The 23,883-nt window shown below is 62.8% G+C and carries 30 protein-coding genes; 25 read left to right on the forward strand and 5 right to left on the reverse strand.

Annotated features, from left to right (window positions below):
- The first annotated feature begins 1 nt into the window (after window position 1).
- The 5 genes from ACS3WA_RS03530 (at window position 2) to ACS3WA_RS03550 (ending at window position 4,222) form a co-directional block, all read left to right on the forward strand.
- Window positions 2–742, forward strand: coding sequence for a response regulator (locus ACS3WA_RS03530; protein ID WP_438277180.1), 741 nt, complete (start codon window positions 2–4; stop codon window positions 740–742).
- 245 nt (window positions 743–987) lie between these two features.
- Window positions 988–1,599, forward strand: coding sequence for a sigma-70 family RNA polymerase sigma factor (locus tag ACS3WA_RS03535; protein WP_438277181.1), 612 nt, complete (start codon window positions 988–990; stop codon window positions 1,597–1,599).
- A gap of 312 nt (window positions 1,600–1,911) precedes the next feature.
- Entirely contained in the window at window positions 1,912–2,511 is a 600-nt protein-coding gene (locus ACS3WA_RS03540; RefSeq protein ID WP_438277182.1) for a L,D-transpeptidase, read from the forward strand.
- 48 nt (window positions 2,512–2,559) lie between these two features.
- A complete protein-coding gene (locus ACS3WA_RS03545) occupies window positions 2,560–3,597 on the forward strand; it encodes an amino acid ABC transporter substrate-binding protein (protein WP_438277183.1) in 1,038 nt (345 codons plus the stop codon).
- A 127-nt stretch (window positions 3,598–3,724) separates the two neighbouring features.
- The gene (locus tag ACS3WA_RS03550; protein WP_438277184.1) at window positions 3,725–4,222 is read left to right on the forward strand and encodes a VOC family protein; all 498 of its coding nucleotides are present in this window, start codon (window positions 3,725–3,727) and stop codon (window positions 4,220–4,222) included.
- A 48-nt stretch (window positions 4,223–4,270) separates the two neighbouring features.
- Here ACS3WA_RS03550 and ACS3WA_RS03555 read toward each other — a convergent pair whose 3' ends face one another.
- Window positions 4,271–4,951, reverse strand: a complete 681-nt coding sequence (locus tag ACS3WA_RS03555; protein ID WP_438277185.1) for a DUF938 domain-containing protein — start codon at window positions 4,949–4,951, stop codon at window positions 4,271–4,273.
- A 265-nt stretch (window positions 4,952–5,216) separates the two neighbouring features.
- On the opposite strand from ACS3WA_RS03555, the gene soxX reads away from it, so the two are divergent.
- The 10 genes from soxX to ACS3WA_RS03605 all read left to right on the forward strand — a co-directional run bounded on the left by soxX (window position 5,217) and on the right by ACS3WA_RS03605 (window position 12,336).
- The gene (gene soxX, locus ACS3WA_RS03560) at window positions 5,217–5,561 is read left to right on the forward strand and encodes a sulfur oxidation c-type cytochrome SoxX (protein ID WP_438277393.1); all 345 of its coding nucleotides are present in this window, start codon (window positions 5,217–5,219) and stop codon (window positions 5,559–5,561) included.
- Window positions 5,562–5,586: 25 nt separating this feature from the next.
- Window positions 5,587–6,084 carry a thiosulfate oxidation carrier protein SoxY gene (soxY, locus tag ACS3WA_RS03565; RefSeq protein ID WP_438277186.1) on the forward strand — a complete coding sequence of 166 codons (498 nt, stop codon included), beginning with the start codon at window positions 5,587–5,589 and terminating at the stop codon, window positions 6,082–6,084.
- A 129-nt stretch (window positions 6,085–6,213) separates the two neighbouring features.
- Complete coding sequence (gene soxZ, locus ACS3WA_RS03570) at window positions 6,214–6,525, forward strand: thiosulfate oxidation carrier complex protein SoxZ (protein ID WP_438277187.1); 312 nt, start codon at window positions 6,214–6,216, stop codon at window positions 6,523–6,525.
- 29 nt (window positions 6,526–6,554) lie between these two features.
- Window positions 6,555–7,415, forward strand: coding sequence for a sulfur oxidation c-type cytochrome SoxA (gene soxA / locus ACS3WA_RS03575; RefSeq protein WP_438277188.1), 861 nt, complete (start codon window positions 6,555–6,557; stop codon window positions 7,413–7,415).
- The gene (locus ACS3WA_RS03580) at window positions 7,412–7,738 is read left to right on the forward strand and encodes a hypothetical protein (RefSeq protein WP_438277189.1); all 327 of its coding nucleotides are present in this window, start codon (window positions 7,412–7,414) and stop codon (window positions 7,736–7,738) included. Before soxA ends, ACS3WA_RS03580 begins: the two co-directional genes overlap by 4 nt.
- Window positions 7,739–7,906: 168 nt before the next feature.
- Complete coding sequence (gene soxB, locus ACS3WA_RS03585) at window positions 7,907–9,646, forward strand: thiosulfohydrolase SoxB (protein ID WP_438277190.1); 1,740 nt, start codon at window positions 7,907–7,909, stop codon at window positions 9,644–9,646.
- 8 nt (window positions 9,647–9,654) lie between these two features.
- Entirely contained in the window at window positions 9,655–10,107 is a 453-nt protein-coding gene (locus ACS3WA_RS03590; RefSeq protein ID WP_438277394.1) for a DsrE family protein, read from the forward strand.
- A gap of 9 nt (window positions 10,108–10,116) precedes the next feature.
- Window positions 10,117–10,569, forward strand: coding sequence for a DsrE family protein (locus ACS3WA_RS03595; RefSeq protein WP_438277191.1), 453 nt, complete (start codon window positions 10,117–10,119; stop codon window positions 10,567–10,569).
- 173 nt (window positions 10,570–10,742) lie between these two features.
- A complete protein-coding gene (locus ACS3WA_RS03600) occupies window positions 10,743–11,207 on the forward strand; it encodes a GlcG/HbpS family heme-binding protein (RefSeq protein WP_438277395.1) in 465 nt (154 codons plus the stop codon).
- 88 nt (window positions 11,208–11,295) lie between these two features.
- The gene (locus tag ACS3WA_RS03605) at window positions 11,296–12,336 is read left to right on the forward strand and encodes an MBL fold metallo-hydrolase (protein WP_438277192.1); all 1,041 of its coding nucleotides are present in this window, start codon (window positions 11,296–11,298) and stop codon (window positions 12,334–12,336) included.
- 127 nt (window positions 12,337–12,463) lie between these two features.
- Here the strand turns inward: ACS3WA_RS03605 and ACS3WA_RS03610 are convergent, their stop codons facing one another.
- The gene (locus tag ACS3WA_RS03610) at window positions 12,464–12,931 is read right to left on the reverse strand and encodes a MarR family winged helix-turn-helix transcriptional regulator (RefSeq protein WP_438277193.1); all 468 of its coding nucleotides are present in this window, start codon (window positions 12,929–12,931) and stop codon (window positions 12,464–12,466) included.
- Window positions 12,932–13,026: 95 nt separating this feature from the next.
- Between ACS3WA_RS03610 and ACS3WA_RS03615 the strand changes: the two genes are divergently transcribed.
- Window positions 13,027–13,470: a VOC family protein gene (locus ACS3WA_RS03615; protein WP_438277194.1), complete on the forward strand. Its 444-nt coding sequence runs from the start codon at window positions 13,027–13,029 to the stop codon at window positions 13,468–13,470.
- A gap of 30 nt (window positions 13,471–13,500) precedes the next feature.
- A complete protein-coding gene (locus tag ACS3WA_RS03620) occupies window positions 13,501–14,709 on the forward strand; it encodes an MFS transporter (RefSeq protein WP_438277195.1) in 1,209 nt (402 codons plus the stop codon).
- Window positions 14,710–14,814: 105 nt separating this feature from the next.
- Here the strand turns inward: ACS3WA_RS03620 and ACS3WA_RS03625 are convergent, their stop codons facing one another.
- A complete protein-coding gene (locus ACS3WA_RS03625) occupies window positions 14,815–15,903 on the reverse strand; it encodes a helix-turn-helix transcriptional regulator (protein WP_438277196.1) in 1,089 nt (362 codons plus the stop codon).
- A 245-nt stretch (window positions 15,904–16,148) separates the two neighbouring features.
- Complete coding sequence (locus ACS3WA_RS03630) at window positions 16,149–16,571, reverse strand: hypothetical protein (RefSeq protein ID WP_438277197.1); 423 nt, start codon at window positions 16,569–16,571, stop codon at window positions 16,149–16,151.
- Here ACS3WA_RS03630 and ACS3WA_RS03635 point away from each other — a divergent pair.
- Genes ACS3WA_RS03635 through ACS3WA_RS03650 form a run of 4 tightly spaced genes read left to right on the forward strand, consistent with a single transcriptional unit; the run spans window position 16,570 to window position 20,073 of the window.
- Window positions 16,570–16,818, forward strand: coding sequence for a hypothetical protein (locus tag ACS3WA_RS03635; protein ID WP_438277198.1), 249 nt, complete (start codon window positions 16,570–16,572; stop codon window positions 16,816–16,818). The two genes, ACS3WA_RS03630 and ACS3WA_RS03635, sit on opposite strands and share 2 nt — an antisense overlap.
- A 53-nt stretch (window positions 16,819–16,871) precedes the next feature.
- Window positions 16,872–17,570 carry a hypothetical protein gene (locus tag ACS3WA_RS03640; RefSeq protein ID WP_438277199.1) on the forward strand — a complete coding sequence of 233 codons (699 nt, stop codon included), beginning with the start codon at window positions 16,872–16,874 and terminating at the stop codon, window positions 17,568–17,570.
- Between the two features lie 40 nt (window positions 17,571–17,610).
- Window positions 17,611–19,692 (forward strand): outer membrane beta-barrel protein, encoded by a 2,082-nt coding sequence (locus tag ACS3WA_RS03645; RefSeq protein ID WP_438277200.1) that lies wholly within the window; start codon window positions 17,611–17,613, stop codon window positions 19,690–19,692.
- 12 nt (window positions 19,693–19,704) lie between these two features.
- Window positions 19,705–20,073, forward strand: coding sequence for a hypothetical protein (locus ACS3WA_RS03650; protein WP_438277201.1), 369 nt, complete (start codon window positions 19,705–19,707; stop codon window positions 20,071–20,073).
- A 283-nt stretch (window positions 20,074–20,356) separates the two neighbouring features.
- On the opposite strand, the gene ACS3WA_RS03655 is transcribed toward ACS3WA_RS03650, so the two are convergent.
- On the reverse strand, window positions 20,357–21,367 hold the full coding sequence (locus ACS3WA_RS03655) for a polyprenyl synthetase family protein (protein ID WP_438277202.1): 1,011 nt from the start codon (window positions 21,365–21,367) through the stop codon (window positions 20,357–20,359).
- 154 nt (window positions 21,368–21,521) lie between these two features.
- On the opposite strand from ACS3WA_RS03655, the gene ACS3WA_RS03660 reads away from it, so the two are divergent.
- From ACS3WA_RS03660 to ACS3WA_RS03675, 4 genes are all read left to right on the forward strand, one after another.
- Window positions 21,522–21,758 carry a putative signal transducing protein gene (locus ACS3WA_RS03660; RefSeq protein ID WP_438277396.1) on the forward strand — a complete coding sequence of 79 codons (237 nt, stop codon included), beginning with the start codon at window positions 21,522–21,524 and terminating at the stop codon, window positions 21,756–21,758.
- Entirely contained in the window at window positions 21,755–22,513 is a 759-nt protein-coding gene (locus ACS3WA_RS03665; RefSeq protein WP_438277203.1) for a tRNA1(Val) (adenine(37)-N6)-methyltransferase, read from the forward strand. Before ACS3WA_RS03660 ends, ACS3WA_RS03665 begins: the two co-directional genes overlap by 4 nt.
- 174 nt (window positions 22,514–22,687) lie before the next feature.
- On the forward strand, window positions 22,688–23,557 hold the full coding sequence (locus ACS3WA_RS03670; protein ID WP_438277204.1) for a S49 family peptidase: 870 nt from the start codon (window positions 22,688–22,690) through the stop codon (window positions 23,555–23,557).
- 118 nt (window positions 23,558–23,675) lie between these two features.
- Window positions 23,676–23,864 carry a hypothetical protein gene (locus tag ACS3WA_RS03675; RefSeq protein ID WP_319796722.1) on the forward strand — a complete coding sequence of 63 codons (189 nt, stop codon included), beginning with the start codon at window positions 23,676–23,678 and terminating at the stop codon, window positions 23,862–23,864.
- Window positions 23,865–23,883 lie beyond the last annotated feature (19 nt).

Here is a 23,883-nt window from a genome sequence, read left to right on the forward strand (position 1 = left end):
CATGAGCCGGAATCCACATATCATTGTCGTCGACGACGAGGCGCCCGCCCGCGAAATGGTCGGCGACTATCTCAAGATGCACGGCTTTGCCGTCACCTTGTGCGACGGCGGCAAGAGCCTGCGCGAGGCCATCGGCGCCGCGACGCCTGATCTGGTCGTGCTCGATCTCAACATGCCCGAAGAAGACGGGCTTTCGATCATTCGTGACCTCAAGGGCCACACCAACGTGCCGGTGATCATGCTGACGGCGACGGCCAGCCCGATCGATCGCGTGGTCGGCCTCGAACTCGGCGCCGACGACTACGTTGCGAAACCCTGTGAACTGCGCGAACTGATGGCGCGCATCCGCTCCGTGCTGCGGCGGAGCGCGCCGAAGACGGAAACGCCGCCGCCGGTCGCCGCCTCCATTAGGCCTGCGGCCGGGCAGCTCGTCCGCTTCGGCATCAAGTGGCTTGACCTCGACGCCCAGGTTCTGCGTGACGACGAAGGCAATGAGCATCCGCTCACCGCGTCGGAATTCAGCCTGCTGAAAGTTTTCGCCGCCAACCCCAAGCGGGTTCTGTCGCGGGAGCGGCTGCTGGAACTGGCCAATGCCCGCGACAGCGAAGCCTTCGATCGCGCGATCGATCTGCGCATCATGCGGATACGGCGCAAGATCGAGCCTGATCCCGCGAAACCCGCGGTGATCCGGACCATCCGCGGAGGGGGCTATCTGTTCTCGCCCTCCGGTGACAAAACATAAGCCGCCGCCGGTGGGCATCCGGCCCTGACGGCCTCGCGAGACCCTGTTGGAACGCTGCAAAGCCGGTCTCTACGGCTAAAGTATAACGACATTCAAATGATTGGGATTTTACCGCCGATTGTTTCGTCGCTGGCGAGGGGATGAAACAATTTTCCTTTTTCGCGAAACCATTTTCCGCTTGTCGTGCAGACGTCCTGAAACCGTGACTGGCTAAAAATCTCCCTAACAAATAAAGGGGAGCCGTCATGCAAAACGTCATTGCGATCAATGCAGCCGCCCGCCAAGGCATTATCGCTGCCCAGGCGACCACAGACGAGATGCTGCTTGAGCAGATCGCCGAGGGTGACCGCACGGCGATGCATACCCTTTATCTTCGCCATAACGTGCGGGTCTACCGTTTCGTGCTGCGCAGCCTCCGGGACGCGACCGCGGCGGAAGACATCGTCAGCCAGGTCTTTTTGGACGTATGGCGTACCGCCGACCAGTTCGAAGGCCGCTCACGGGTCTCGACCTGGCTGCTCTCGATCGCCCGTTTCAAGACGCTGACCGCGATGCGCCAGCGTCGTCACGAAGATATCGACCAGGAGAATGTCCGCGAAATCGCCGACGGCGCCGATACGCCCGAGACCACGCTCGATCGCAGCAACGTCAGCGCCATTCTGCGCGCCTGCATCGCCAAGCTGTCGCCGGCCCATCGCGAGATCATCAACCTCGTCTACTATCATGAAAAAACGGTCGAGGAGGCGGGGGAGATCATCGGTATCCCGCAAAGCACCGTGAAAACGCGCATGTTCTATGCCCGCAAGCAGCTTGCCGAACTTCTGAAAGGCGCGGGGATCGCGACGATCGCAGCCTGACCGGCGATCCCATCCGGATCGCCGGCTCGTCCCTCTGCTGGCAGCAAGGAATACCTTCCGTGCTCCGGCGTTTCGCCCACCGCGGCAGGCGGTCAATTGGACGCGACGAATTGGTTTGCCGCGCGGTGCGATCCGATGGCGCTCGCCGGTATCGCGGCGATGTTTCGTGAAAACTTTAGAATTTCCGTCCGGTGATGCGGTCGCTTGCCATCGCACCGCCGCTGATATTCTATGCGGCATACGATTTGACGGGGACGCTGGCGGCGGGTCATCCGCTGCCGTTCCAGCGACATGCACCGAGGAGAGCAAGCGATGATCGGGTTTCGGGACCTGACCCTGGCGGTTTCTGCTGTGGCCTGTCTGTTGCTTTCGGCGACGCATGGCTTTGCGCAGCAGCAGCGGCCCGACGTTGGCGACGAGCCCGGCCTGGTCGCCGACGATGCGTTCCAGCTCGACCCGGAATACCGCAAGCAGGTGGTGCTCTACCGGACCACCGAGCCGCCCGGCACCATCATCATCCAGACCGCGGAACGTCATCTCTATCTCATTCAGGGCAACGGTCGCGCGATCCGTTACGGCATCGGCGTCGGGCGCGAAGGTTTTCAGTGGCAGGGCATCCTCAACATCACGCGCAAGGCGGAATGGCCGGACTGGACCCCGCCACCGGAAATGATCGTGCGTCAGCCCTACCTGCCGCGCTTCATGGCAGGCGGTCCCGGCAATCCGCTGGGCGCGCGTGCGATGTATCTCGGCACGACGGTGTACCGCATCCATGGCACCAACCGCCCCGACACGATCGGCACCGCGATCTCCTCGGGCTGTTTCCGCCTGGTCAATGCCGATGTCGCCGATCTCTATGACCGTGTTCCGGTCGGCACGCGCGTGATCGTGCGGCAAAAACCCAAGCTTTAATTCATCACCACATCGGCGCCGATTTTTCGATCTTGCGAGGGGGCATCCATGCGGACATTCCGAAGCGGTCTCTTGATAGGGCTCGCCATCGCAACCGCGGTCGCGGTCGTCGCGATCGCCTATGAGCGTTACGACACCAAGACCCTGAAACGGACACTCCGGCGCGACGCCGTGTGGTGCGGCGTCAATACCGGTCTTCCCGGCTTTTCGAATTCGGATGAAAAAGGCAACTGGTCCGGCTTCGACGTGGATTTCTGCCGTGCCGTCGCCGCCGCCATCTTCGACGATCCGACGAAGGTGAAGTTCGTCCCGCTCGACGCCAGCGAACGCTTCAAGGAATTGCAAAGCCGCAAGATCGATATTCTCGCCCGCAACTCGACCTGGAGCATGTCACGCGAGACCAATTACGACCTCTATTTCCCGGCAGTCGCCTATTATGACGGCGAGGGCTTCATGGTCCGCACCTCGCGAAAGGCCGACTCGGCGCTCGACCTCGGCGATACGAAAATCTGCGTGCAGGACGGCACGACCACGAAACTCAACCTCGCCGATTACTTCAAGGCCAACAACCTGAAATACGAGGAGGTCAAATTCGGGAAGCTGGAAGACATGCTGAAGGCCTATGACGAGGCCAAATGCGATGTGGTGACTGCCGACGTGTCCCAGCTCTATGCCTTGCGCCTGCGGCTGACCAAGCCGGGCGAGAGCTTCATCCTGCCTGACGTGATCTCGAAGGAGCCGCTGGCGCCGGTTGTCCGTCAGCGCGACGACGACTGGATGATGATCGTCAAATGGACGCTCTACGCGATGATCAATGCCGAGGAACTCGGTGTCACCTCGAAAAACATCGACGAGGCGATGAAGTCGACGAAGCCCGACGTAATGCGCCTGGTCGGTACCGAAGGGGAATACGGCGAGGATCTCGGGCTGACCAAGGACTGGGCGGCCCGCATCATCCGCCATGTCGGCAACTACGGCGAGGTCTACGACCGCAACGTCGGCGCCGACTCCAAGCTGAAGATTCCGCGCGGCCTTAACCAGCTCTGGAATGCCGGTGGCATCATGTACGCTCCGCCGCTGCGGTAAGCCACGCGCAAGGGGCCGATTGCAGCGACATCATGGACGGCCTTGATCCGCTCTGATGCCTCCACAAATAAACAATAAGAAGGTGCCGGGCCGAGCCCGGTGAAGGCTTGAGCTACGGAGGTGTGCCATGCCCGATGCGTCGATTCCCGTCGCCGCTGCCACCCGGATCGGGCACGTCCATCTCAAGGTCGCCGACCTCGAACGCGCGCTCGGCTTTTATTGCGGCGTGCTCGGCTTCGAATTGATGCAACGCGACGGCGATCAGGTCGCGTTCATTTCCGCCGGCGGCTATCATCATCACATCGGACTGAATACGTGGGAAAGCAAGGGCGGCTCGCCGCCCGCTCCCGGCACGACCGGGCTGTTTCACACCGCGATCCTGTATCCGACGCGCGCCGCGCTGGCCGATGCACTGCACCGGGTTCGCAGCGCAGGTATTCCGCTCGATGGCGCCAGCGATCACGGCGTCAGCGAGGCGCTGTACCTGCGCGATCCCGACCAGAACGGCGTCGAGCTTTATTGGGACCGGCCGCAAGCACAATGGCCGCGCGACGCAGCCGGCGGCCTTGCGATGTTCACGCGCCGGCTCGATCTAGACGACCTGCTTCGCCAACGTGAGGCATAGACCGTCCGTTTGCAATGTACGGACTCGTTGGCCGACGCGGATGAAATGTCATCCTGCATCTCGTTCGAACACCAGAATCAGATTGTTGGCGGGCATCTCGACGACGTCGAGGAGTTTCAAGCCGTTGCGCTGCGCCAGCGCCGCCACCTCGTCGACATCGCGCACGCCCCATTCGGGATCGTTGTCGCGCAGGCTGACGTCGAAGGCCGCGTTGCTCGGCGCGGTGTGCCGGTCACCGCGCTTGAACGGCCCATAGAGAAACAGCCGCCCGTCCGGGCGCAAATAGCGTGCCGCGCCCGCGATCAGGCCCTCGGCGACGCGCCACGGCGCGATATGGATCACATTGGCGCAGAACACCGCGAGCAGGGCGCCGGGTCCGGGGCCGTCGCTCGCCTCAGTGAACCACTCCGGGCTCGACAGGTCGATCCGCAGCGGTTGGCGGACGTTGGCGAGTTGTCCATGAGCGGTCCAGGCAGCGATGCTGCGAAGATGGTTGTCGTTGAGATCGCTCGGCCACCAGGTGATGCCGGGCGTTTGCCGCGCGAAGAAAACCACATGCTGCCCGGTGCCGCTGCCGGCCTCGACCACGTCTCCCGTTTTGTCGTGCAGGAATTTTTCCAGCACCGCCCAGATCGCTTCATGGTTGCGATGAAACGCAGCCGCGTCGAGACGGTCGTCGGAACCCGCTTGGCGGCCGCGCTTGCCGAATTCGACGGTGTAGTCGGGCATGGAAGAACATCCTTCATTCCGGGGGGCCCCGCCAACGATGCGACAGGCGCTGCCGGGTGGCAATGCCCGTTGAAGATGGCTTCACCGGGACCGAACCGGGGGCTGGTATGGCCGCAAAGCCATCCAGAAGCCTTGTACAAAGGCCGGGGATATGAAAATGAGTGCGCGGCAGACCCGTGCGAGACGCGGTGGCCGAATAACGAAGCGATCAACAGAACCGCAGGAACCGCCTTTGACGAAAACTCCTTTGACGAAGCCCGTCGCTTTGTCGGCGGTGGCGGCCTCGCTGCTGCTCGCTGTCGCCGTCACCGTCGCGCCTTTTCCCGCTCGGGCGCAGACTGCCGCCGACGAAGGGCAGAAGCTCGCATTCGATCGCAACAAGGGCAACTGCCTGACCTGCCACGAGATCAAGGGCGGCAGCCAGGCTGGCGACATCGGGCCGGCCCTTGCCGGCATCAAGAGCAAATATCCGAACCGCGCCGACCTCGTCGCGATCGTCACTGACGAAACCAAGCGAAATCCGCTCACGGTGATGCCGCCGTTCGGCCGGAACCACATCCTGACCGACAAGGAAATCGACGCGGTCGTCGACTTCCTGCAAACGCTGTGACAGCCGCGCGCAAAGGAGACCACACATGATCCATTCATCGCCCGGCAGCGTTGATGCGACGCGGCGGTTGGTCCTGAAAGGTGCGGCGGTCGTTGCGCTGGCAGGCGTCGCCGGCATTCGCTTCGGCCTTGCGCCCGCGCTCGCCGCTGCCAACGACGCCTATCCGGAGGCCGCTTTCAAGGTCAAGGGAGCCGACGGCGCGATCCAGGCGCTCTACGGCAAGACCGCGGAAAAATCCGACAAGGTCAGTATGGACGCGCCGGAGATCGCCGAGAACGGCGCGGTCGTTCCGGTTTCCGTCACCACGAGCCTGCCCGACGTGACCTCGATCGCGATCCTGGTTGCGGAAAATCCGAATGCGCTGGCGGCGTCATATCGCATTCCGGCCGGCACCGTGCCGAGCGTCGCCAACCGCCTGAAGATGGCGAAGACCAGCAATGTCATCGCGGTCGTGGAAGCCGGCGGCAAGCTTTATAGCGCCAGCAAGGAAATCAAGGTCACCATCGGCGGCTGCGGCGGCTAGAGCATGATCCCGAAAAGTGGGAACCGGTTTTCGGATAGGATCATGCCCAATCAAGGAATAAGGCTGGGGTCTGATTCAACGAAATTGGATCAGACTCCGATGAAAGCGAAACGTTAAGGGAAGAAATTCATGGCATCGACAATCCGCATTCGCGCAACGTCGAGCGGCGACATGACCGAGGTTCAGGCGCTGATCCAGCATCCGATGGATTCGGGTTTCGTCAAGAATTCCGCCGGCGAAGTGATCCCGGCGCACTTCATTCAGCAACTGACTTTCGAACACGGCGGAAAGCCGGTCTTCATCGCCGACTGGGGTCCGGCGGTGTCAAAGGACCCTTATGTGAAATTCAGCTTCAAGGGCGGCAGGAAGGGCGACGACCTCAAGATCAGTTGGGTCGACAACAAGGGCGCTTCTGACTCCTCCACGGCTAAGATTCAGTAATGGCGGCGCGCGGCAGTCGGAGAACAGACATGCGATTGAGCTTCCGCTCGGCGGCAATGGGAGTGGTGCTGGCGACATTGACGTCCGCCTCCGTGCAGACATCTCACGCGACTGAGAAGACCAATCCGCCCGCCGACCTCAAGGCGTTCCAGAAATATTTCACCGACAAGTTTCCCAAGCTGAAGCTGAAGGATTTCGTCAACGGGCCGTATTCGATGGATAAGGGCCTATACAAGCAGTGGAAGGAGAAGGAGGAGTTTCCTCCTTACGAATTCGCGCTCGCCGCCGGCAAGGAGATGTTCGAGAAACCGTTCAAGAACGGCAGGACCTTCGCGGACTGTTTCCCCCACAAGGGCGTCGGCATCCGGCAGAACTATCCCTATTTCGACGAGAAGCAGGGCAAGGTCGTCACGCTCGAACTCGCCGTCAATCAGTGTCTGGAAAGCAACGGCGAAAAGCCCTTGTCCTATACCAAGGACGAGATGGCCTCGGTGACGGCCTATATGGCGTTCACCTCGCGCGGCAAGCCGTTCGACATCAAGATCCCGAAAGACCCGCGGGCGCTCGCGGCTTACGAAAACGGCAAGCGCTATTTCTACACGCGGCGTGGCCAGCTCAATTTCTCCTGCGCCACCTGCCATGTGCAGACGCCGGGCAACCACATCCGGGCCGAGGTTCTTGCGCCGGCGCTCGGTATTCTCAACGCGATGCCGATCTACCGCTCCGCATGGGGCGGCATGGGCACGACCAGCCGCCGCTTCACCACCTGCAACAGCCAGGTACGTGCGGTGCCGCTGACGCCGCAGGACGACGAATACCGCGATCTCGAATATTATCTGTCTTACGTCAGCAACGGGCTGCCGATTTCGGGACCGGGAGCGCGGCCATGAAAAGCAGCATGACGCGTCTTCCCGCCCTTGTGGCGCTTTCGATGCTCATGGCCGCGAGCGTGACATCGGTCCGCGCCGCGAGCAGCGAAGACGATTACAAGGCGGCTTATGCCACCGCCGAAGCGGCCAACAACGAAGCCGGCAAGCTGCGCAACCAGTGGACCACGGCAGTCGAGGCGCTGAAAGCCGCCAAGACCGCCGCCGCGGCTGGCGATTTCGACAAGGCGGTCGCGGAATCCAGGAAATCCGAAGCGCTGTCGAAGGCTGCGATCTTCCAGTCCAACGAGCAGAAGGACGCCTGGAGGAAGATGGAGATCCGCTGAACGGCGTGATCGGATCAAGGCGTCATTGCGAGCTCGCCGCAAAATTGGCTCGTGCCAATTTTGCGCTGAGTGAAGCAATCCAGCGGCTACAGGGAGAACTGGATTGCTTCGTCGCTTCGCTCCTCGCAATGACGAACCGGGTGATGTCGTAATGGCGAGGCTCGTTATATGACCCTCCGCCGCCGCGACCTCCTCAGAACCGCCGGCGCCGCTTGCCTCTCCAGCGCGCTGCCACGCATTGCCCGGGCAGCCAGCGATTCCGCGGTGTACGAGCTTGCAGGCTTTGGCAATGCGCGCATCCTGCACATGACGGACACCCACGCGCAATTGCTGCCGGTGTTCTTCCGCGAGCCCAGCGTCAATCTGGGCATCGGTGCGATGCGCGGACAGCCGCCGCACCTGGTCGGCCGCGCCTTCCTCGATCGTTTCGGGATCAGGGCCGGCAGCGCCGACGCCTATGCCTTCACCTGTCTCGACTTCGATAAATCGGCCGCGCGCTTCGGCAGGCTCGGCGGCTTTGCCCATCTCAAGACCCTGATCGACCGGCTGCGCGGCGAGGCCGGTCCGAACAATTCGCTGCTGCTCGACGGCGGCGATCTGTGGCAGGGCTCGGGCCTCGCCAACGTCATGCACGGCGCCGACATGGTGGACGCCGCCAACCTGCTCGGCATCGACGCGATGACCGGGCACTGGGAGTTCACCTACGGCGAGAAAACGCTGCGCGACAATCTCTCCCGCTTCAAGGGCGAATTCCTGGCGCAGAACGTTTTCCTCACCGAGGAGGCCGCGTTCAACGATGCGCCGGCCTTCGATGCCGCCTCGAAGCGCGTGTTCAAGCCGGCGACGATCAGGGAGATCGGCGGTCACCGCATCGCCGTGATCGGCCAGGCCTTCCCCTATGTGCCGGTCGCCCATCCGAGGCGTTTCACGCCGGACTGGACCTTCGGCATTCGCGAGGAGGAGCTGCAGAAACTGGTGCGGTCGCTGCGCGATGCCGACAAGGTCGATGCGGTCATTCTGCTGTCGCACAATGGCATGGACGTCGACCTCAAGCTCGCAAGCCGCGTCAGCGGCATCGACGTCATCCTCGGCGGCCATACCCACGATGCCGTGCCGCAGCCCGTCCCTGTCGGCAATGCCGGCGGCAGGACGCTTGTCACCAATGCCGGCTCGAACGGAAAATTCCTCGGCGTGCTCGACCTCGATCTTGCCAAAGGCAAGGTCCGCGACATACGCTATCGGCTGTTGCCGGTGTTCTCCGAACTGATCAGGGCCGATCCTGCGATGGAAGCTCTGATCGAGAAGGTGCGCGCGCCTCATGCTGCGGCCTATGCCGAGAAGATCGCGACCACGGACCGCCTGCTTTATCGCCGCGGCAATTTCAACGGCACCATGGACAGCCTGATCTGCGACGCGCTGCGTGCGGCGTTCGATGCCGAGATCGCCTTGTCGCCGGGCTTCCGCTGGGGCACCAGCGTGCTGCCCGGACAGGTGACGATGGACGACGTGTTCGCGGAAACCGCCTGCACCTATCCCGAGACCTACGTGCAGACCATGACCGGCCGCCAGATCAAGGATATTCTGGAAGACGTCTGCGACAATCTCTTCAATCCGGATCCCTACTATCAGCAGGGCGGCGACATGGTTCGTGTCGGCGGCCTCTCATATGCCTGCGCGCCTGCGGAGAGCGCCGGCCATCGCATCTCGGACCTGAAACTGGGGGATGGGCGCTCCCTCGAAGCCGGCAAGAGCTATAAAGTCGCCGGCTGGGCCTCGGTCAACAAGCAGGACGGCGCGCCGGTCTGGGACGTTTTCGCCCGTCATCTGCGTAACGGCATGACAAGCGGCGTCCGCCGCGATAGCGTGACGCTGAAAGGCGTCGACGGCAATCCAGGCCTCGCAGGATGACCGACATGCTGACACGAAGGGGTGCGGTCGCAGCCGTTGCGGTTACGCTGGCGCTGCCGCCGGTCACGTTACTGGCGGAGCCTGCGCCGCTGCCCGGCAAACCCTTCGCCGAGCATCGCATCGTCCTGCAATTGTCCGATGGCGATGCGAAGAAGCAGAGCCTTGTGCTCAGCGTCGCCAACAACCTGATCAAGGCCTACGATCCAGACAAGATAGCCATCGAAGTCGTCGCCTTCGGTCCGGGCATCGACCTGCTGCGGACGGAAAACGCCAGCCGGGCCCGCGTCGAAAGCCTGATCGCCCAGGGCGTCAGGTTCGACGTCTGCGTGAATACGCTCGACACCATCGAGCGCGAGACCGGCAAGCGGCCGGCCATCATCCCCTCCGCAACGCCGGTTCAGGTCGGCGTCGGACACATCCTGTCGCTCACGGAAAACGGTTACACGCTGGTCAGACCATAGGGAGTTGTTATGCGCCGATTTCTTTGCCTTTTCGTCGCCGCCGGTGGCCTGTTGCTCGCACTCATCGGACACAGTTTCGCCGACGAAGCGAAGCACCACCTCGTGATCCAGGTCGACACCAACGATCGACATACCATGGACTTCGCGTTGACCAACGCCACCGACGTGATCCGGTACTATCAGGGCGTGAACCAGGCGGCAGTCGTCGAGATCATGGCATGCGGGCCGGGCCTCCACATGCTGCGCGAAGATACCTCGCCGGTGAAGGAGCGCATCAAAAACCTCAGCAAGATCCCACCCCCCAGCAAAATCCAGTTCTCGGCTTGCAACAACACCAAGGAGAGCATGGAGAAGAAGGAAGGCCGTCCGCTTGAGTTGCTGCCGGGAACGACGGTCGTGCCGCTGGGCATGGTGCGGCTGATGGAGTTGCAGGAGCAGGGCTGGAGCTATGTGCGGCCGTAACTCGCCTCATACCTGACGTCGCTCCCGCGAACGCAGGGACCCATACGTGGAGGACTCGCGGTTTGACAAAACGGCCGACGCAGCACACCCACAAAAATGCCAGGGAGTACGGGTCGCGTGCGCGGGGACAGCTCGGCATGAGAGCCACCGCTGCTGGAGTGATCGCGCTCGTCATGCTCCTTCCTGTTGCCGCCCATGCCGGCGACGATGCGCTCGTCACCTACAAGTCGCTGACCCCGGACGTCGCGCTGGAAGCCGCGCAAAGCGCCATGAAGAAGTGTCGCGACGACGGATATCAGGTTGCCGTGGCCGTGCTCGACCGCTTCGGCCAGCCGCAGGTGCTGCTGCGCGACCGTTATGCCGGCCTGCCGGCGGCCGACGTCGCCACCGCCAAGGCCTATACGGCGCTGAGTTTTCGCCGCGACACATCTGAACTGGCCAGGATGGTGCGCGACGGCCAAATGGATGCCGGTCTGGCGCGATTGCCGCGTATTGCGATGCTGGCCGGCGCGCTGGTGATCGAGACCGGCGGGACGCTTGTGGGCGGCATCGGCGTGGCCGGCGCGCCCGGCGGCGACAAGGACGAGGCCTGCGCGCGAGCCGGGCTCGATGCGATCCGCGACAAACTTGATTTCTGACTGGTTGTATTCGCGCGCCGGCAGCATAAATTGCTACGATACCGCCCGGACAAGGAAAATTTGTACCGGCATTCAGGGTCGTGCGATCATGATTTTCCGCCAACTCTTCGACAGTGTTTCCGGAACCTACAGCTATCTGATGGCAAGCCGCGCCGGCGGAGAGGCGCTGATCATTGATCCGGTGCTGGAGAAGGTCGACCGTTATTGCCAGTTGCTGCGCGAACTGGACCTCAAGCTCGTGAAGGCTGTCGACACCCATCTTCACGCCGATCACGTCACCGGCCTCGGCGAACTGCGCGACCGCACCCATTGCGTCACTGTGATGGGCGAGCAGACCAGGGCCGACGTGGTCTCGATGCGCGTCGGCGACGGCGACAAGATCACGGTCGAGGGCATCGGCCTCGACGTGATGTACACGCCGGGGCACACCGACGATTCCTATAGCTACATGATGGGCGACAGGGTCTTCACCGGCGATACGCTGCTGATCCGCGGCACCGGCCGCACCGATTTCCAGAACGGCAGCGCGCGCGCGCAGTACGATTCCATCTTCAACCGGCTTTTGAAACTGCCCGAGGAGACCATGGTGTTTCCCGCGCACGACTACAAGGGCGATACGGTCTCCACCATCGGCGAGGAGAAACGCCACAACCCGCGGCTTCAGGTTCGCTCGATCGACGAATACGTCGAACTGATGAACAACCTGAAACTGCCCAACCCCAAGCTGATGGACGTGGTGATCCCCGCCAACATGCATGTCGGCCTCAGGCAGGACGATCTGGCGAAACAGGGGCTCGCGCTGACGCCGCGTGAGGCGATCGCCCGGCTCGGCCAACCCGACATCCTCCTGGTCGATCTCCGCGAAACTCATGAGCGCGCCAAGAACGGCACGCTGGCCGGCGCATTGCATGCGCCGTATCCCGATATCGCCGACAGCCTGAAGCCCGGCGGCATGCTGCGGGAAGTCGCCGCCGCGACCGGGCGCCGCATCGTATTCTTCTGCGCATTCGGAGAGCGCTCGGCCATGGCCGTTACCGAGGCAAAGGAGGCTGGTCTTGCCAATGCCGCGCATATCGAAGGCGGGATCGACGCCTGGAAAAAAGCCGGCGGACCGGTGGTCGCGGTCTGAACGATCGGACACGCCAGGGCGAATGGAACCTGGTCGTGAGGCAGATTGCTCACAAGTGACGTTCTGGTTCGGATCACGGAGCCTCGCAGCCACAGGCGAAGGGGTGGCGCTCCACTCGTATCCGGCATTATCCGGCGAGACCGTTTCGATTGCCGGAAAGGATATTGAGTTCGAGGCGCAGGCCGTCCGGGTCTGACAGCTCCTTTTCGATCTCTGCATGAATATGCAGCCAGACCGGCACAGCCTTGGCCAGAACTGTCCGACCAGCCGGCGTCAGACGCAGCAAGCGCGCGCGCGCATCGGTCGGATCAGCCGCCCTCTTGATGAGGCGGCGGCGCTCCAGCGGCTTGAGATTGGCGGTCAGCGTCGTCCTGTCCATCGCCAGCAGCGCCGCCACGCTGCTGAGCTTCGGCGGCTCCGGCCGGTTGAGCGACATGAGCAGGGAAAACTGCCCGCTGGTGATGCCTGCCGGCTTCAATGCGAGATCGAAGCGGCGTGCGATCGCCCGCGCCGCTCGCTGTGCATGAAGGCACAGGCAGGTGTCGCGCACCAGCAGCGTGGTTTCGAAAGGAACTGGCATCTGTCGGGTTGACATTCATTCTCCGGCCACATTACGTTGATATCAACTTATGCTTGGGGTCGTCAATCAACGTCTGTGCGAGCCGGGACCTCTGGATTAAAGGAGATATCATGAAGATCGTGACCAGCCTCAGCTTCCATGGGCAGTGCCGCGAGGCATTCGAATTCTACGCCAAGGTCCTCGGCGGGAAAATCAAGGCGGCCATACCCTATAGCGATGCGCCGCCGGGCATGCCGATCGCGGACGAATACAAGACCTGGCTGATGCACTGCTGGCTTGACGTCGGCGATCAATCGCTGATGGGCGCCGACATGGACGTCAAATGGGCGTCCAACATCGACAAGCCCAAGAACGGTTTCGACGTCACCCTGCACACCAAGGAGATGACCGAGGCGCGGCGCTGGTTCGATCAACTATCCGAAGGCGGCAAGGCCGTTATGCCGTTCAACGAGACCTTCTGGTCGCCCGGCTTCGGCACCCTGATAGACAAATTCGGCGTCCCCTGGATGATCAATGTCATCCCGTCGGCGGACTGGAAACCTAAGCAGGGCTGAACGCATCCCCGGGAGCGTCGGGCCAATCGCATGAACAGTCTCTATCGCTGGGTGATCGTCGCGGCGGGCGGCCTTCTGGGTTGCGTCGCGATCGGCGCCATGTTCTCGCTGCCTGTGTTCCTGCGGCCGATGTCGCAGGAAACCGGGTGGTCCGTCACCGGCATATCCACGACCATGACGATCGGTTTCCTCGCCATGGCGGTCGCCAGCATGGTGTGGGGCAACCTCTCCGACCGGTTCGGACCGCGCCCGGTGGTGCTCGCGGGCTCGATCGTATTGGCGGCGAGCCTCGCGCTCGCCAGCCGGGCGGAATCGCTGATCGCGTTTCAGTTTCAATTCGGCCTTTTGGTCGGCGCGTCGACCGCCGCTATCCTCGCGCCCATGATGGCCTGCGTGACCGGCTGGTTCGATACGCAGCGCGGTCTTGCCGTCTCGCTGGTCTCTGCGGGCATGGGCATGGCGCCGATGACCATGGCGCCGCTCGCGGCCTGGCTGATCTCGATCCACGACTGGCGCAGTTCGATGTTGATCATCGCCGCTCTCGCCGCGGGGCTGATGGTTCCGGCGGCGCTGCTCGTGCGCCGTCCGCCGGCGCTGGAGGACGGCGGCTCGGCGATGGCTGCGGGCGAGCCGCAATCGGATCTGACCGTCAGGCAGGCGGTCCGTTCGCCGCAGTTCATCATCCTGATGCTGGCGAACTTCTTCTGCTGTGCCACCCATTCCGGTCCGATCTTCCACACCGTGAGCTATGCGGTGACCTGCGGAATACCGATGATCGCCGCGGTCTCGATCTACAGCGTCGAGGGTTTCTCCGGCATGCTCGGCCGTATCGGATTCGGCGTCGCCGGAGACCGGTTCGGCGCACAACGCGTTCTGGTGATCGGACTCCTGGCGCAGGCCTTCGGCGTGCTCGCCTATGCTTTCGTCAGCGATCTCGATGGCTTCTATGCCGTGGCGGTGGTGGTCGGCTTCCTCTACGCCGGTACGATGCCGCTTTACGCCTTGATTATCCGCGAGAATTTTCCGCTGCGGATGATGGGTACGATCATCGGCGGCACGGCGATGGCCGGCAGCCTGGGAATGTCGATCGGCCCGCTGCTGGGCGGGCTGGTCTATGACCATTTCGGCAGCTATGCGCTGATGTATGTCGGCTCATGGGGCATGGGGCTGGTGGCCATGCTGATCCTGATGGCGTTCAGGCCGTTTCCGGGAAGGCGGCCGGAGATCGCTGTCGCGTAAAGTCCGATGTGCAGGCGAACCGGTACCCATCCTCGGGTCAAGCCCGAGGACATGCTTCGCTCGAAAACGCTATAGAGTTGGGGCCGTCGCCGAACGCCATTGAAATCAATCGGCCGGTGGCGTCGCCAGCGGCTGCACGGTTTTCAGCATCGCCACGAGCTGACCTTGCTTGCGGGCGCCGGTCTTGCGGAAGATGCGCTCGAGATATGTGCGCGCGGTTTTGGTCGTTACGCCGTTCCTGCTTGCGGACTCGGTAAGCGTCAGTCCGCTGGCGAGGTCCGTCGCCAGCCGCGCCTCCGTCGGTGTCAGATCGAACAGGGCATTGAGAAGACTGGCGGAGGGCACCAGCGCGGTGGGAGTGATCGGAGTGGCGATAATGAGCGTATCGGCGCCGCCGAAAATATCGTGCGCGGCCCGCCGCAGCGGCAGCAGGTGAACGACGAACGCGGCCTTGCCGCCGATAGCCGGCACCGGGATGGAGCCGACCGCCGTTTCCTGATGTATTCGCGTCACCGCGTCCTGAAACAGCCGGTTGGCGTCGCGGTCGGCGATCGCCAGTCCGCCATGTGCAACCGGCAGAAGCGCCGCGTCCATCCGTTCGAGGTAGGAATTCGCCGCTATCACCCGTCCGGTGGTTGAAAGCACCGCGGCCGGAAGTCCCATCAGTTCAAGCGCAGATGTGGTTGCCTCGGCCCGCTCGAGATGCAGCCGCCCGGCGACCAGGCTGGCGCGGGCCAGATGCGGCCGCAATGCATCGAGTTGCGCGATCTCTTTCTGGCGGTACGTGCCGTCCTTCATCCATTTCTGAAACACGAAGGTGGCAAGCTCGCCGGTCGGCATGGCGATGGCCGAGCAAAGATGCGCGCCGATACCGAACTCGCGCAACATGACTCGTGCCGGATCGCGCGCGATTTCCTCCGCGCTCATGTAGTCGTCGACCTGAATGAAGCTCGCAGGCTGGAGAGCGCACGTCTTCTGCACGCTGTCGGAAAACTTCCACATGTCGCCAGCGATGAACTTGTCGAACAAGGCCCGCATATTCTCCAGCGTCATGCCGCGCGGCGGAGTGGTTTCGTTGAAGAAAAACAGTTGTGCGCTGGCAGAAGCGGACAGGTCGCATGCCTTCTGAAGTACGAAGTGCCAGCGACTCGGCACGAATGCCGCCTCGTAGATCAGGTCGACAAGGTCGATCATGGCTGACGTCGGCGGCTCAATGCGTGCGGAGGGGGCGGAGCAACCTCCGCCACGGACAGAGGCCACTATCCGATGGCTGCCGATAATCTCAAGTTGGCTCATTGCCGCACGTCCTTGTCTCGCGGACTCGAGACCTTTCCGGGGTCACCGATGATCACAAGCTTCCCTGTATGGCGCTCATGCAGGCGACGCGGCAGACGGTGGTCAGCGCGCGCGGCAACGATGCAGAGCCTGTTGTGCTCCAGTCACAGCAGCGAAAAACCGGATTCGAACCATTGGGATATTTGCCGATCAGTCGTCATTTGACGACTGGCCACGGCCGGCCGTACGGCGGCAATCTGCTGCACGGGAGCAGAAAAGTAAGGAATAATCATGTCCATTTTATTGAAAGCATTTCGGCTGGCGGCAATTTCAGGATTTCTGGCGGGATCGATCATTGCGACAGCCCCGTCGGCTTCAGCCTTCAGCCTCAATCCTGTCAAAGCCGCAAAAAGCATCGGGAAGGTGGCCGGGAGTGCCGCAAAAGGCGTCGGGAAGGTGGCCGGGAGTGCCGCGAAGGGCGTCGGGAAGGCTGCGGGTGGAGTAGCCAAGGGCGTGGGCAAAGTTGCAGGCGGCGCGGTGAAAGTTGTCGGGCACGTCGCCGCCAACACAAGCGGAAAGATTGCCATGGGTGCAATCCGCACCGGCCAGAAGACCGTCAAGGTCACCGGCAGAGCCGTCGTTTCCGGGGGCAAGACTTTGGGGAAAGGTGTCAAGACGGTAGCGAACAGCGCCAAGAAGCCTCTCGGGGTGATTGGGCAGAACGCGTTGCTGGCGACGCCGGCAGCTCCGGCGATCATGGCCAAGCGAGCGGCCGACACCGCTAGGCACGGGCCGCGCCCCAGCAGTTTCATACCGACGCCGATCAGGCGATAGAGGCGTAAATCGACCCCTCATTTTCACTTCTGGATCGAATCCGGAGAAGTCCCATGAAGAGAAACGTCAAACGGGCCGCCGCGATCGTCGTGGCGGGCTTGTTCGGAGTATCCCTTGCCGCCACGACGGCTTTCGCCGAAGTCCAGAACCGCATCAATGCGAGGCCTGTCGCGCAAATGCAAAACGGCAAGGCATTCGTGAAGCCGGCGGGCACGCTGCAAGGCATGCGATTGCAGCTCAGGCGCAATGACGCAGCCAAGGCGCTGAACCCGCAGCCTCTGCCGCCGGGTCCGGACGCCATGATGCGTGCCGGGGCGAGGCAAAAGGCGCTCAATCCTCAGCCGCTGCCGCCCGGTCCGGACAAAGCGAGCGTTAGATCGGCTGCACAGGCGGTGAGTTCGCAAGTCAACAAGCTTCAATCGATGCAGCGGCAGATCAACAGCAACGCCAGCAAGGCGCTCAATCCTCAACCCCTGCCGCCGGGGCCAGACAAAACGCGCACAAGCGCGGCTGCGCAGAACAGGCAGGCGGTGAGTTCGCAAGTCAACAAGCTTCAATCGATGCAGCGGCAGATCAACAGCAACGCCAGCAAGGCGCTCAATCCTCAACCCCTGCCGCCGGGGCCAGACAAAACGCGCACAAGCGCGGCTGCGCAGAACAGGCAGGCGGTGAGTTCGCAAGTCAACAAGCTTCAATCGATGCAACGGCAGATCAACAGCAATGTACTCAAAAGCAACATGATAGGTCGCTGAGCGGAAGAGGCGCTCGCGACTGGATTGAATGGGGCGGGGAATGAAACGTTGGAAAGCATGCGACGGCCGCCGGTCGGCGCGGTCGGCCTGGTGCACGTCGGTTGCTGTTTGGGGCGTATTCTGGCTGGTGCAATTCGATTCGGTGGCGCGGGCGGCCGATATGCCGCTAAAAGCGCCGCCGGCCGAGGAGGTCCAGAGCTATCCCGCCTATGGCTGGGCGGGATGTTATGTCGGCGCCGGGATGGGGATCGCGTTTTCGCGTTCCGATTGGGTTTATCGCAACAGCAATCCCTACACTGCCACCGGTAATCTTGATCCGCAGTTGATCGACGGCGCCGCTTTCAGGGATCGCCGCGGCGTCGTCGGCGCACAGGTCGGCTGCAATACGATGGTCTCGGGTCCGTGGCTTGTCGGCGCCGAGCTGTCCTGGATAGGCAATCCGCTTCGCCGGGAGAAGAACAACAATTTCGATCCGGCGCAGGGCCAGGCCTTTGTCCCGCTGGAGACCTTCGTCACGACCGACATTCAATCCGTCTTCAACCTGACGGCGCGGCTCGGCTATGCCGTCAACGACAACTGGCTGTTGTATGTGAAGGGCGGTTACGCGCTTGGCCAGATCCAGACGTCGGGATATCTCACGCCGAATTTCGGGACTTTCGACTGGAGCAACACGCGCTGGCACAACGGATGGACGGTCGGGGCAGGTCTCGAATACCGGCTGTTCCGCAATGTCACGGTCGGCGCCGAATATGCTTACACCAAGTTCGAGAGCAAGGATCATGTCGGCCGCCACGAGGTTATCGACACCACCCTCAATGAGCCCGCCAACCCGGTCATTCACGGCGTGAGCGCCGACATGCACACCGTGATGGCGCGGGTCAATTTCGGCCTGGGCGATCCCGTGGGGACGCTGGAAAGCCCGCAGCAGGATCCGGGCCTTCCGGGTACGTGGTCGGCCTTCATGAGCACCGGTCCGCACTATTCGGCCTGGACCGGCACGCGCGGCGTGAACGTGTTCGCGCCCGATCGCGGCAAGGGTTATCAGGTTTACACGCCGACGCTGGTCGGTATCGACTACGACGATCCCTCGTCAATGAAACTAGAAACCCGTTTCAAGGGCGGTCATGTCTACGCGCGACACGAAACGGCGGGACAGCAGGCGACCTACAACGGTCCGATCGATTCCGAGGCATCGGTTACTGCAACGCTCCAGAACTTCGAAACGTTTCAGCCGACGTTCGGCGTCGCCCTCAATATCCCGACCGGTACCGCGTATCTTCCGAACAACCAGCGTTTCGCGCGCATGGATCCCGACCTCGTCGACATCGGAAGTTATGGCGCCGGCTTCAACGTCAATCCGACGGCCGGGCTGGTTTTCGGGCTGAATGAAAATACTGCACTGTCGGTTTCGGGCGGTTATGCCTGGCAGGGCAGTTTCATGAGGGAAGGAATAGATCCGTCCGCCGCGACGGGGTTCGGCGTTTTCAACCTCAAGAACCAGATCGATCCAGGCAGCGTCTTTACAGCCAATGCCAACCTGAAGACGCAGATCAACAGCCTCGCGCTTGAGGGAACCGTTGCGTACATGTCGGAAACCGTCGTGAAGGTCGATGGCGTCGCCAACGGCAAGGCCGGCGATCGCTTTGTGAGCAACCTCGTCGCGCAATATCAGTTCGATCCGCAATGGGCGCTGGTCATGAGCGTGTCGCATACATTCCAGGAAAAGAACCAGATTCCCGGGATCTTCGGTCCTCTTGTGGTGGAGCGGCGCAATTCCAACAGCCATCTCGTGATCGGCTCGGTCGAGCCGTCCTTCCTGATCACCGAACAGCTGAAGCTGGCGGCGAATTACAGCTTCCTCTACCGCTCGGATAATTTTTACGATCAGATCAACGCCGAATTCATTCCGGCAAAAACCAAGCACTCGGTTGGCGCAAGTGCGACCTATACGGTATCGCCGCACGCCTCGGTCGAGTTGAAGGGAGGCTATTCCTGGGTGCGTCAGGACACCGGCGCGTTCCTCGAAACCTCGACCGTTCCGGCGGAAGTGCGAGAATATCTTCCGCCACAGCTAAGCTACCGCGCCTGGACCACGTCGCTTACAGCGAACCTGCAATTCTGAGAGGATAGAAATATGCGCTATGCGATCGCTATCGCCTCGGCGGCATGTGGGGGACTGATGTGGGCGTTCACTGTGGGCGCCTTTGCGAAACCCGCACAACCCGCGGCCGCTTCGCCCCAGAGGGTCGTCCAGGCGCCAAAACCGCCCCAACGCTGCCTGCGGGCGCTCGACGGAAGCTGCACCAACCTGGCGGTCGTCGACTCCGTGCGGCGGCGTGCGGTTATTTTCTCGACGTTACGCGTTTCCTATTACGGCACCCCGGCGGGCACGATACCGGGAGGTATCGGTATCGAGCGCTTCTTCCGCGACGATCCGGTTCTGTTCGGGTTGCCGACCGTCGTTTACGGTCCGGGACCCTGCTGTATTCTGAGGACCAAATGATCACGTCCCGACGTCAGTTTGCAACCGGGCGGCGCATGTGTGGCTTCGCCGCCTTTTGAAATCGTCAACGCGTCCGCACACGTCCGACTCGTGCGTGGCTTTTCAGCCAAGGCTTGCTTGCGCGGTCGTCTGCCCAGGAACTTTGCCGGACCGTCGCGTCGTTCCGTGCCATCGGCATCGGTATGTCGGTTCGTCGCAGGACCGCCGAAGTCAGCGGCGGCTGATCCAACCCGGTCTCAAGTCTGCGGAGACAAGCTCTCTGCTCTCGTCCCTGGCCGACGGTTCAGTGCGACCGCGCCAGGCAGAACGCCACGACCTGCTCCAGCGCGCTCTTCATCGGCGACGGCGGAAACAGCGCCAGCGCATCCACCGCCATCGCGCCGTAGTGCTGGGCGCGGTTGAGGGTATCCTCCAGCGCGCGATGCTTGGTCATCAATCCGATGGCGTGATTGAGATCGTTGTCGCCGATCTCGCCTTCCTCGAGCGCTCGCACCCAGAATTCGCGCTCGGTATCGTTGCCGCGGCGGAACGCCAGCACCACCGGCAGCGTGATCTTGCCCTCGCGGAAATCGTCGCCGACGTTCTTGCCGAGCTTGGCCGACTTGCCGCCGTAATCGAGCACGTCGTCGACGAGCTGGAAGGCGATCCCGAGGTTCATGCCGAAGGAGGCCGCCGCCGTCTCTTCGGCTTTCGGACGTCCGCCGAGCACCGGGCCCACTTCGCAGGCGGCGGCGAACAGCTCGGCGGTCTTGCCGCGGATGACTGCGAGGTATTCGTCTTCGGTGGTGGCGGTATTCTTCGCCGCCGCGAGCTGCATGACTTCGCCTTCCGCGATGGTGGCGGCCGCCGACGACAGGATGTCGAGCGCGCGCAGCGAGCCGACTTCGACCATCATGCGAAACGCCTGCCCGAGCAGGAAGTCGCCGACCAGGACGCTGGCCTCGTTGCCCCACACCATGCGCGCCGACAGCTTGCCGCGACGCAGTTCGCTCTCGTCGACCACGTCGTCGTGCAGCAGGGTCGCGGTGTGCATGAATTCCACGGAGGCCGCGAGCTTGACGTGACCCTCACCTGAATAGCCGGCGAGATGGGCCATCGCCAGCGTCAGCATCGGACGCAGCCGCTTGCCGCCGGACGAGATCAGGTGGTTCGCGACTTCCGGGATCATCGTGACTTCCGACCCGGTCCGCGACAGGATGGTGGCGTTGACGCGTTCCATGTCGGCGGCGACGAGCTCGACCAGCTGGTCAACGGAGCCTGTCGAGTGGCTTTCGAATGGGACAATGACCGCCAAGCTGGGGATCTCCGAATTGTTCTGTCCGCGCCATTTGCGGCTGTTACAATAGAAAGTGGCGGTTGGCGCGGCAAGCGCAGGTAGTTGTTGACATGGAGCGGTTGACATGGGCCACGGGGCCGTGAAGCTGCGCATGGCGCGGGAGAATGCGGGATTGCGCGAATTGGTCCGAACCAACGACGTGGTGCTGGTGTCGGCGATCGGCGCGCTGCTGGACGGCGCCGACATCTACCATCTGGTGCTGGATCAGAACATGAGCGTGATCGAGGGATCGCTCGGTATCCTGCCGCGCCGCATTCTGGTGCATGACGAGGACAACGCCGAGGCACGCCGGCTTCTCATCGAAGCCGGGCTGGGTCACGAATTGCGACCCGACGACGCTGGACGATGACTGGCGCACGACCTGAAGTGCGCGAGGATGCATTTCTTGGCGGTCGGCTGCGGCTGTATCAACCCCTGTCCGGCCATCGCGCCGGCCATGACGCGATGCTGCTCGCCGCCGTGACGCCGGGCAAACGCGGCGACCGTATCGTTGATTTCGGAGCGGGCGTCGGCGCAGCCGGGCTCGCGGTGGCGACGCGCCTTGCCGGCATCGATCTGACGCTGGTCGAACGCGACGAAGTCCTCGCCGATCTGGCGCGCCGCAACGCGGTTCTCAACGGGATCGCGGCGCGGGTCCGTACCTTCGATATCACGGCCGGAGCGGAGGCTTTCGCAGGCGTCGGTCTCGGTCCCGACAGCGCCGACGGGGTGCTGATGAATCCTCCGTTCAACGATTCGGAGCGGCATCGGCCATCGCCCGATGAGAACCGTCGCGCGGCCCATGTCGCGGAGCCTGCCACGCTCGACAGGTGGGTCCATGCGTCGCGGCGTGTGCTGAGATCCGGTGGCGTGCTTTGCCTGATCTGGCGCAGCGACGGTCTGGCCGAGGTGCTGGCCGCGCTCGGTCGCGGTTTCGGTGGCATCGCGATCCGTCCGGTGCATCCGGATGCGGACAAGCCCGCGATCCGCATCCTGGTTCGTGCCGTCAAGGGCAGCCGCGCCCCACTCCGGCTTTGTCCGGGTCTGATGCTGGCCGACGAGACCGGCCTGCCGAGCAAAGAGAGCTGTAAGATTCTGTCCGGCGGACAGGTTATTTCGCTGTGATGGCAGATGAGTCCTGCACGCAGCGCACCGCATGACTCCTCCTTTGCCGCCGCCTGGAGCAGATGTGAAGTAAAAGGCATTGAGAAGACTACCGATATTCGCACCAGCGCTTACATCCCTGTGTAACTCCGGCACTTGCATGATGCGAAATCGCCGAAGCACAGGGGAGACGGCATGCGAGCAGCGCTGATGAAACTGGTTCCTACGCGATGGCGTCCCGGCACGACGGTCGTGCCGGTGGTGCGATTGTCCGGCGTGATTGGCGCCGTCACGCCGCTCAGGCCAGGCATGACGCTTGCGGGTGTCGCCAAAACGCTGGAGCGGGCGTTCGCTGTAAACGATGCCAAGGCGGTGGCGCTGGTGATCAATTCGCCGGGCGGCTCGCCGGTGCAGTCGCGCCAGATCTACCTGCGCATCCGGCAACTCGCGCAGGAGAAAAACCTTCCGGTGCTGGTATTCGTCGAGGATGTCGCAGCTTCCGGCGGTTACATGATCGCCTGCGCGGGCGACGAGATTTTCTGCGATCCTTCCTCGATCCTGGGTTCGATCGGCGTGGTCGGCAGCAGTTTCGGCTTTACCGAGTTGATCAAGAAGATCGGCGTCGAACGCAGGCTGTATACATCGGGTGAGCACAAGGCGACGCTCGATCCGTTCCTCCCCGAAAATCCCGACGACGTGGCGCGCCTGAAGGCGATCCAGCGCGAGATTCACGGCACCTTCATCGAACTGGTCAGGGCAAGCCGGGGGGCGCGGCTCAAGGGGGCGGACGATCTTCTGTTCACGGGCGAATACTGGGCGGGCGAGCGCGCGGTCGCGCTCGGCCTTGCGGATTCGATCGGCGATCTCCGTTCGACGCTGCGGGCGCGCTTCGGCGACAAGGTCGTGACTCCGCTGATCGCGCCATCGAGCGGTTTTCTGGCGGGGCTGCTCGGCCGCAAGCCGGGAGCGGGAACCCTGGCCGCGCTCGATGGAATCGCGGGGATGCCGGATGACCTGATTTCCGCGCTTGAAACCCGGGCGATTTGGGCCAAATTCGGCTTTTAGAGCCCGCCACGCCGAAATTCGGCGCTATTTGGTCTCGAAACAGCGATTGCGGGAACGATCAGGTTGGGCGAGAATATAGCCAAATGGGGGTCCGACAACGAAGGAAGAGGATCGACCGATGCCGCCGCTGATTGCACTTGCAGCTACCCTCGGTGGACTAGTCGCGTTCCGCTGGCTCTACAACACCGCCAAGCGGATCAATCAGGAGCTTGAGGAGGCGCGGATGGCCCGTGTTGCAGAGCCGGCGCGCCGCGATATTCCGACCCTGCGGCGCGATTCCCGCACCGGCGCCTACCGGCCCGACTAACCCGACTGAGACGGGCGCG

The organism is Nitrobacter sp. (assembly GCF_051535235.1).
Classification (GTDB): domain Bacteria; phylum Pseudomonadota; class Alphaproteobacteria; order Rhizobiales; family Xanthobacteraceae; genus Nitrobacter.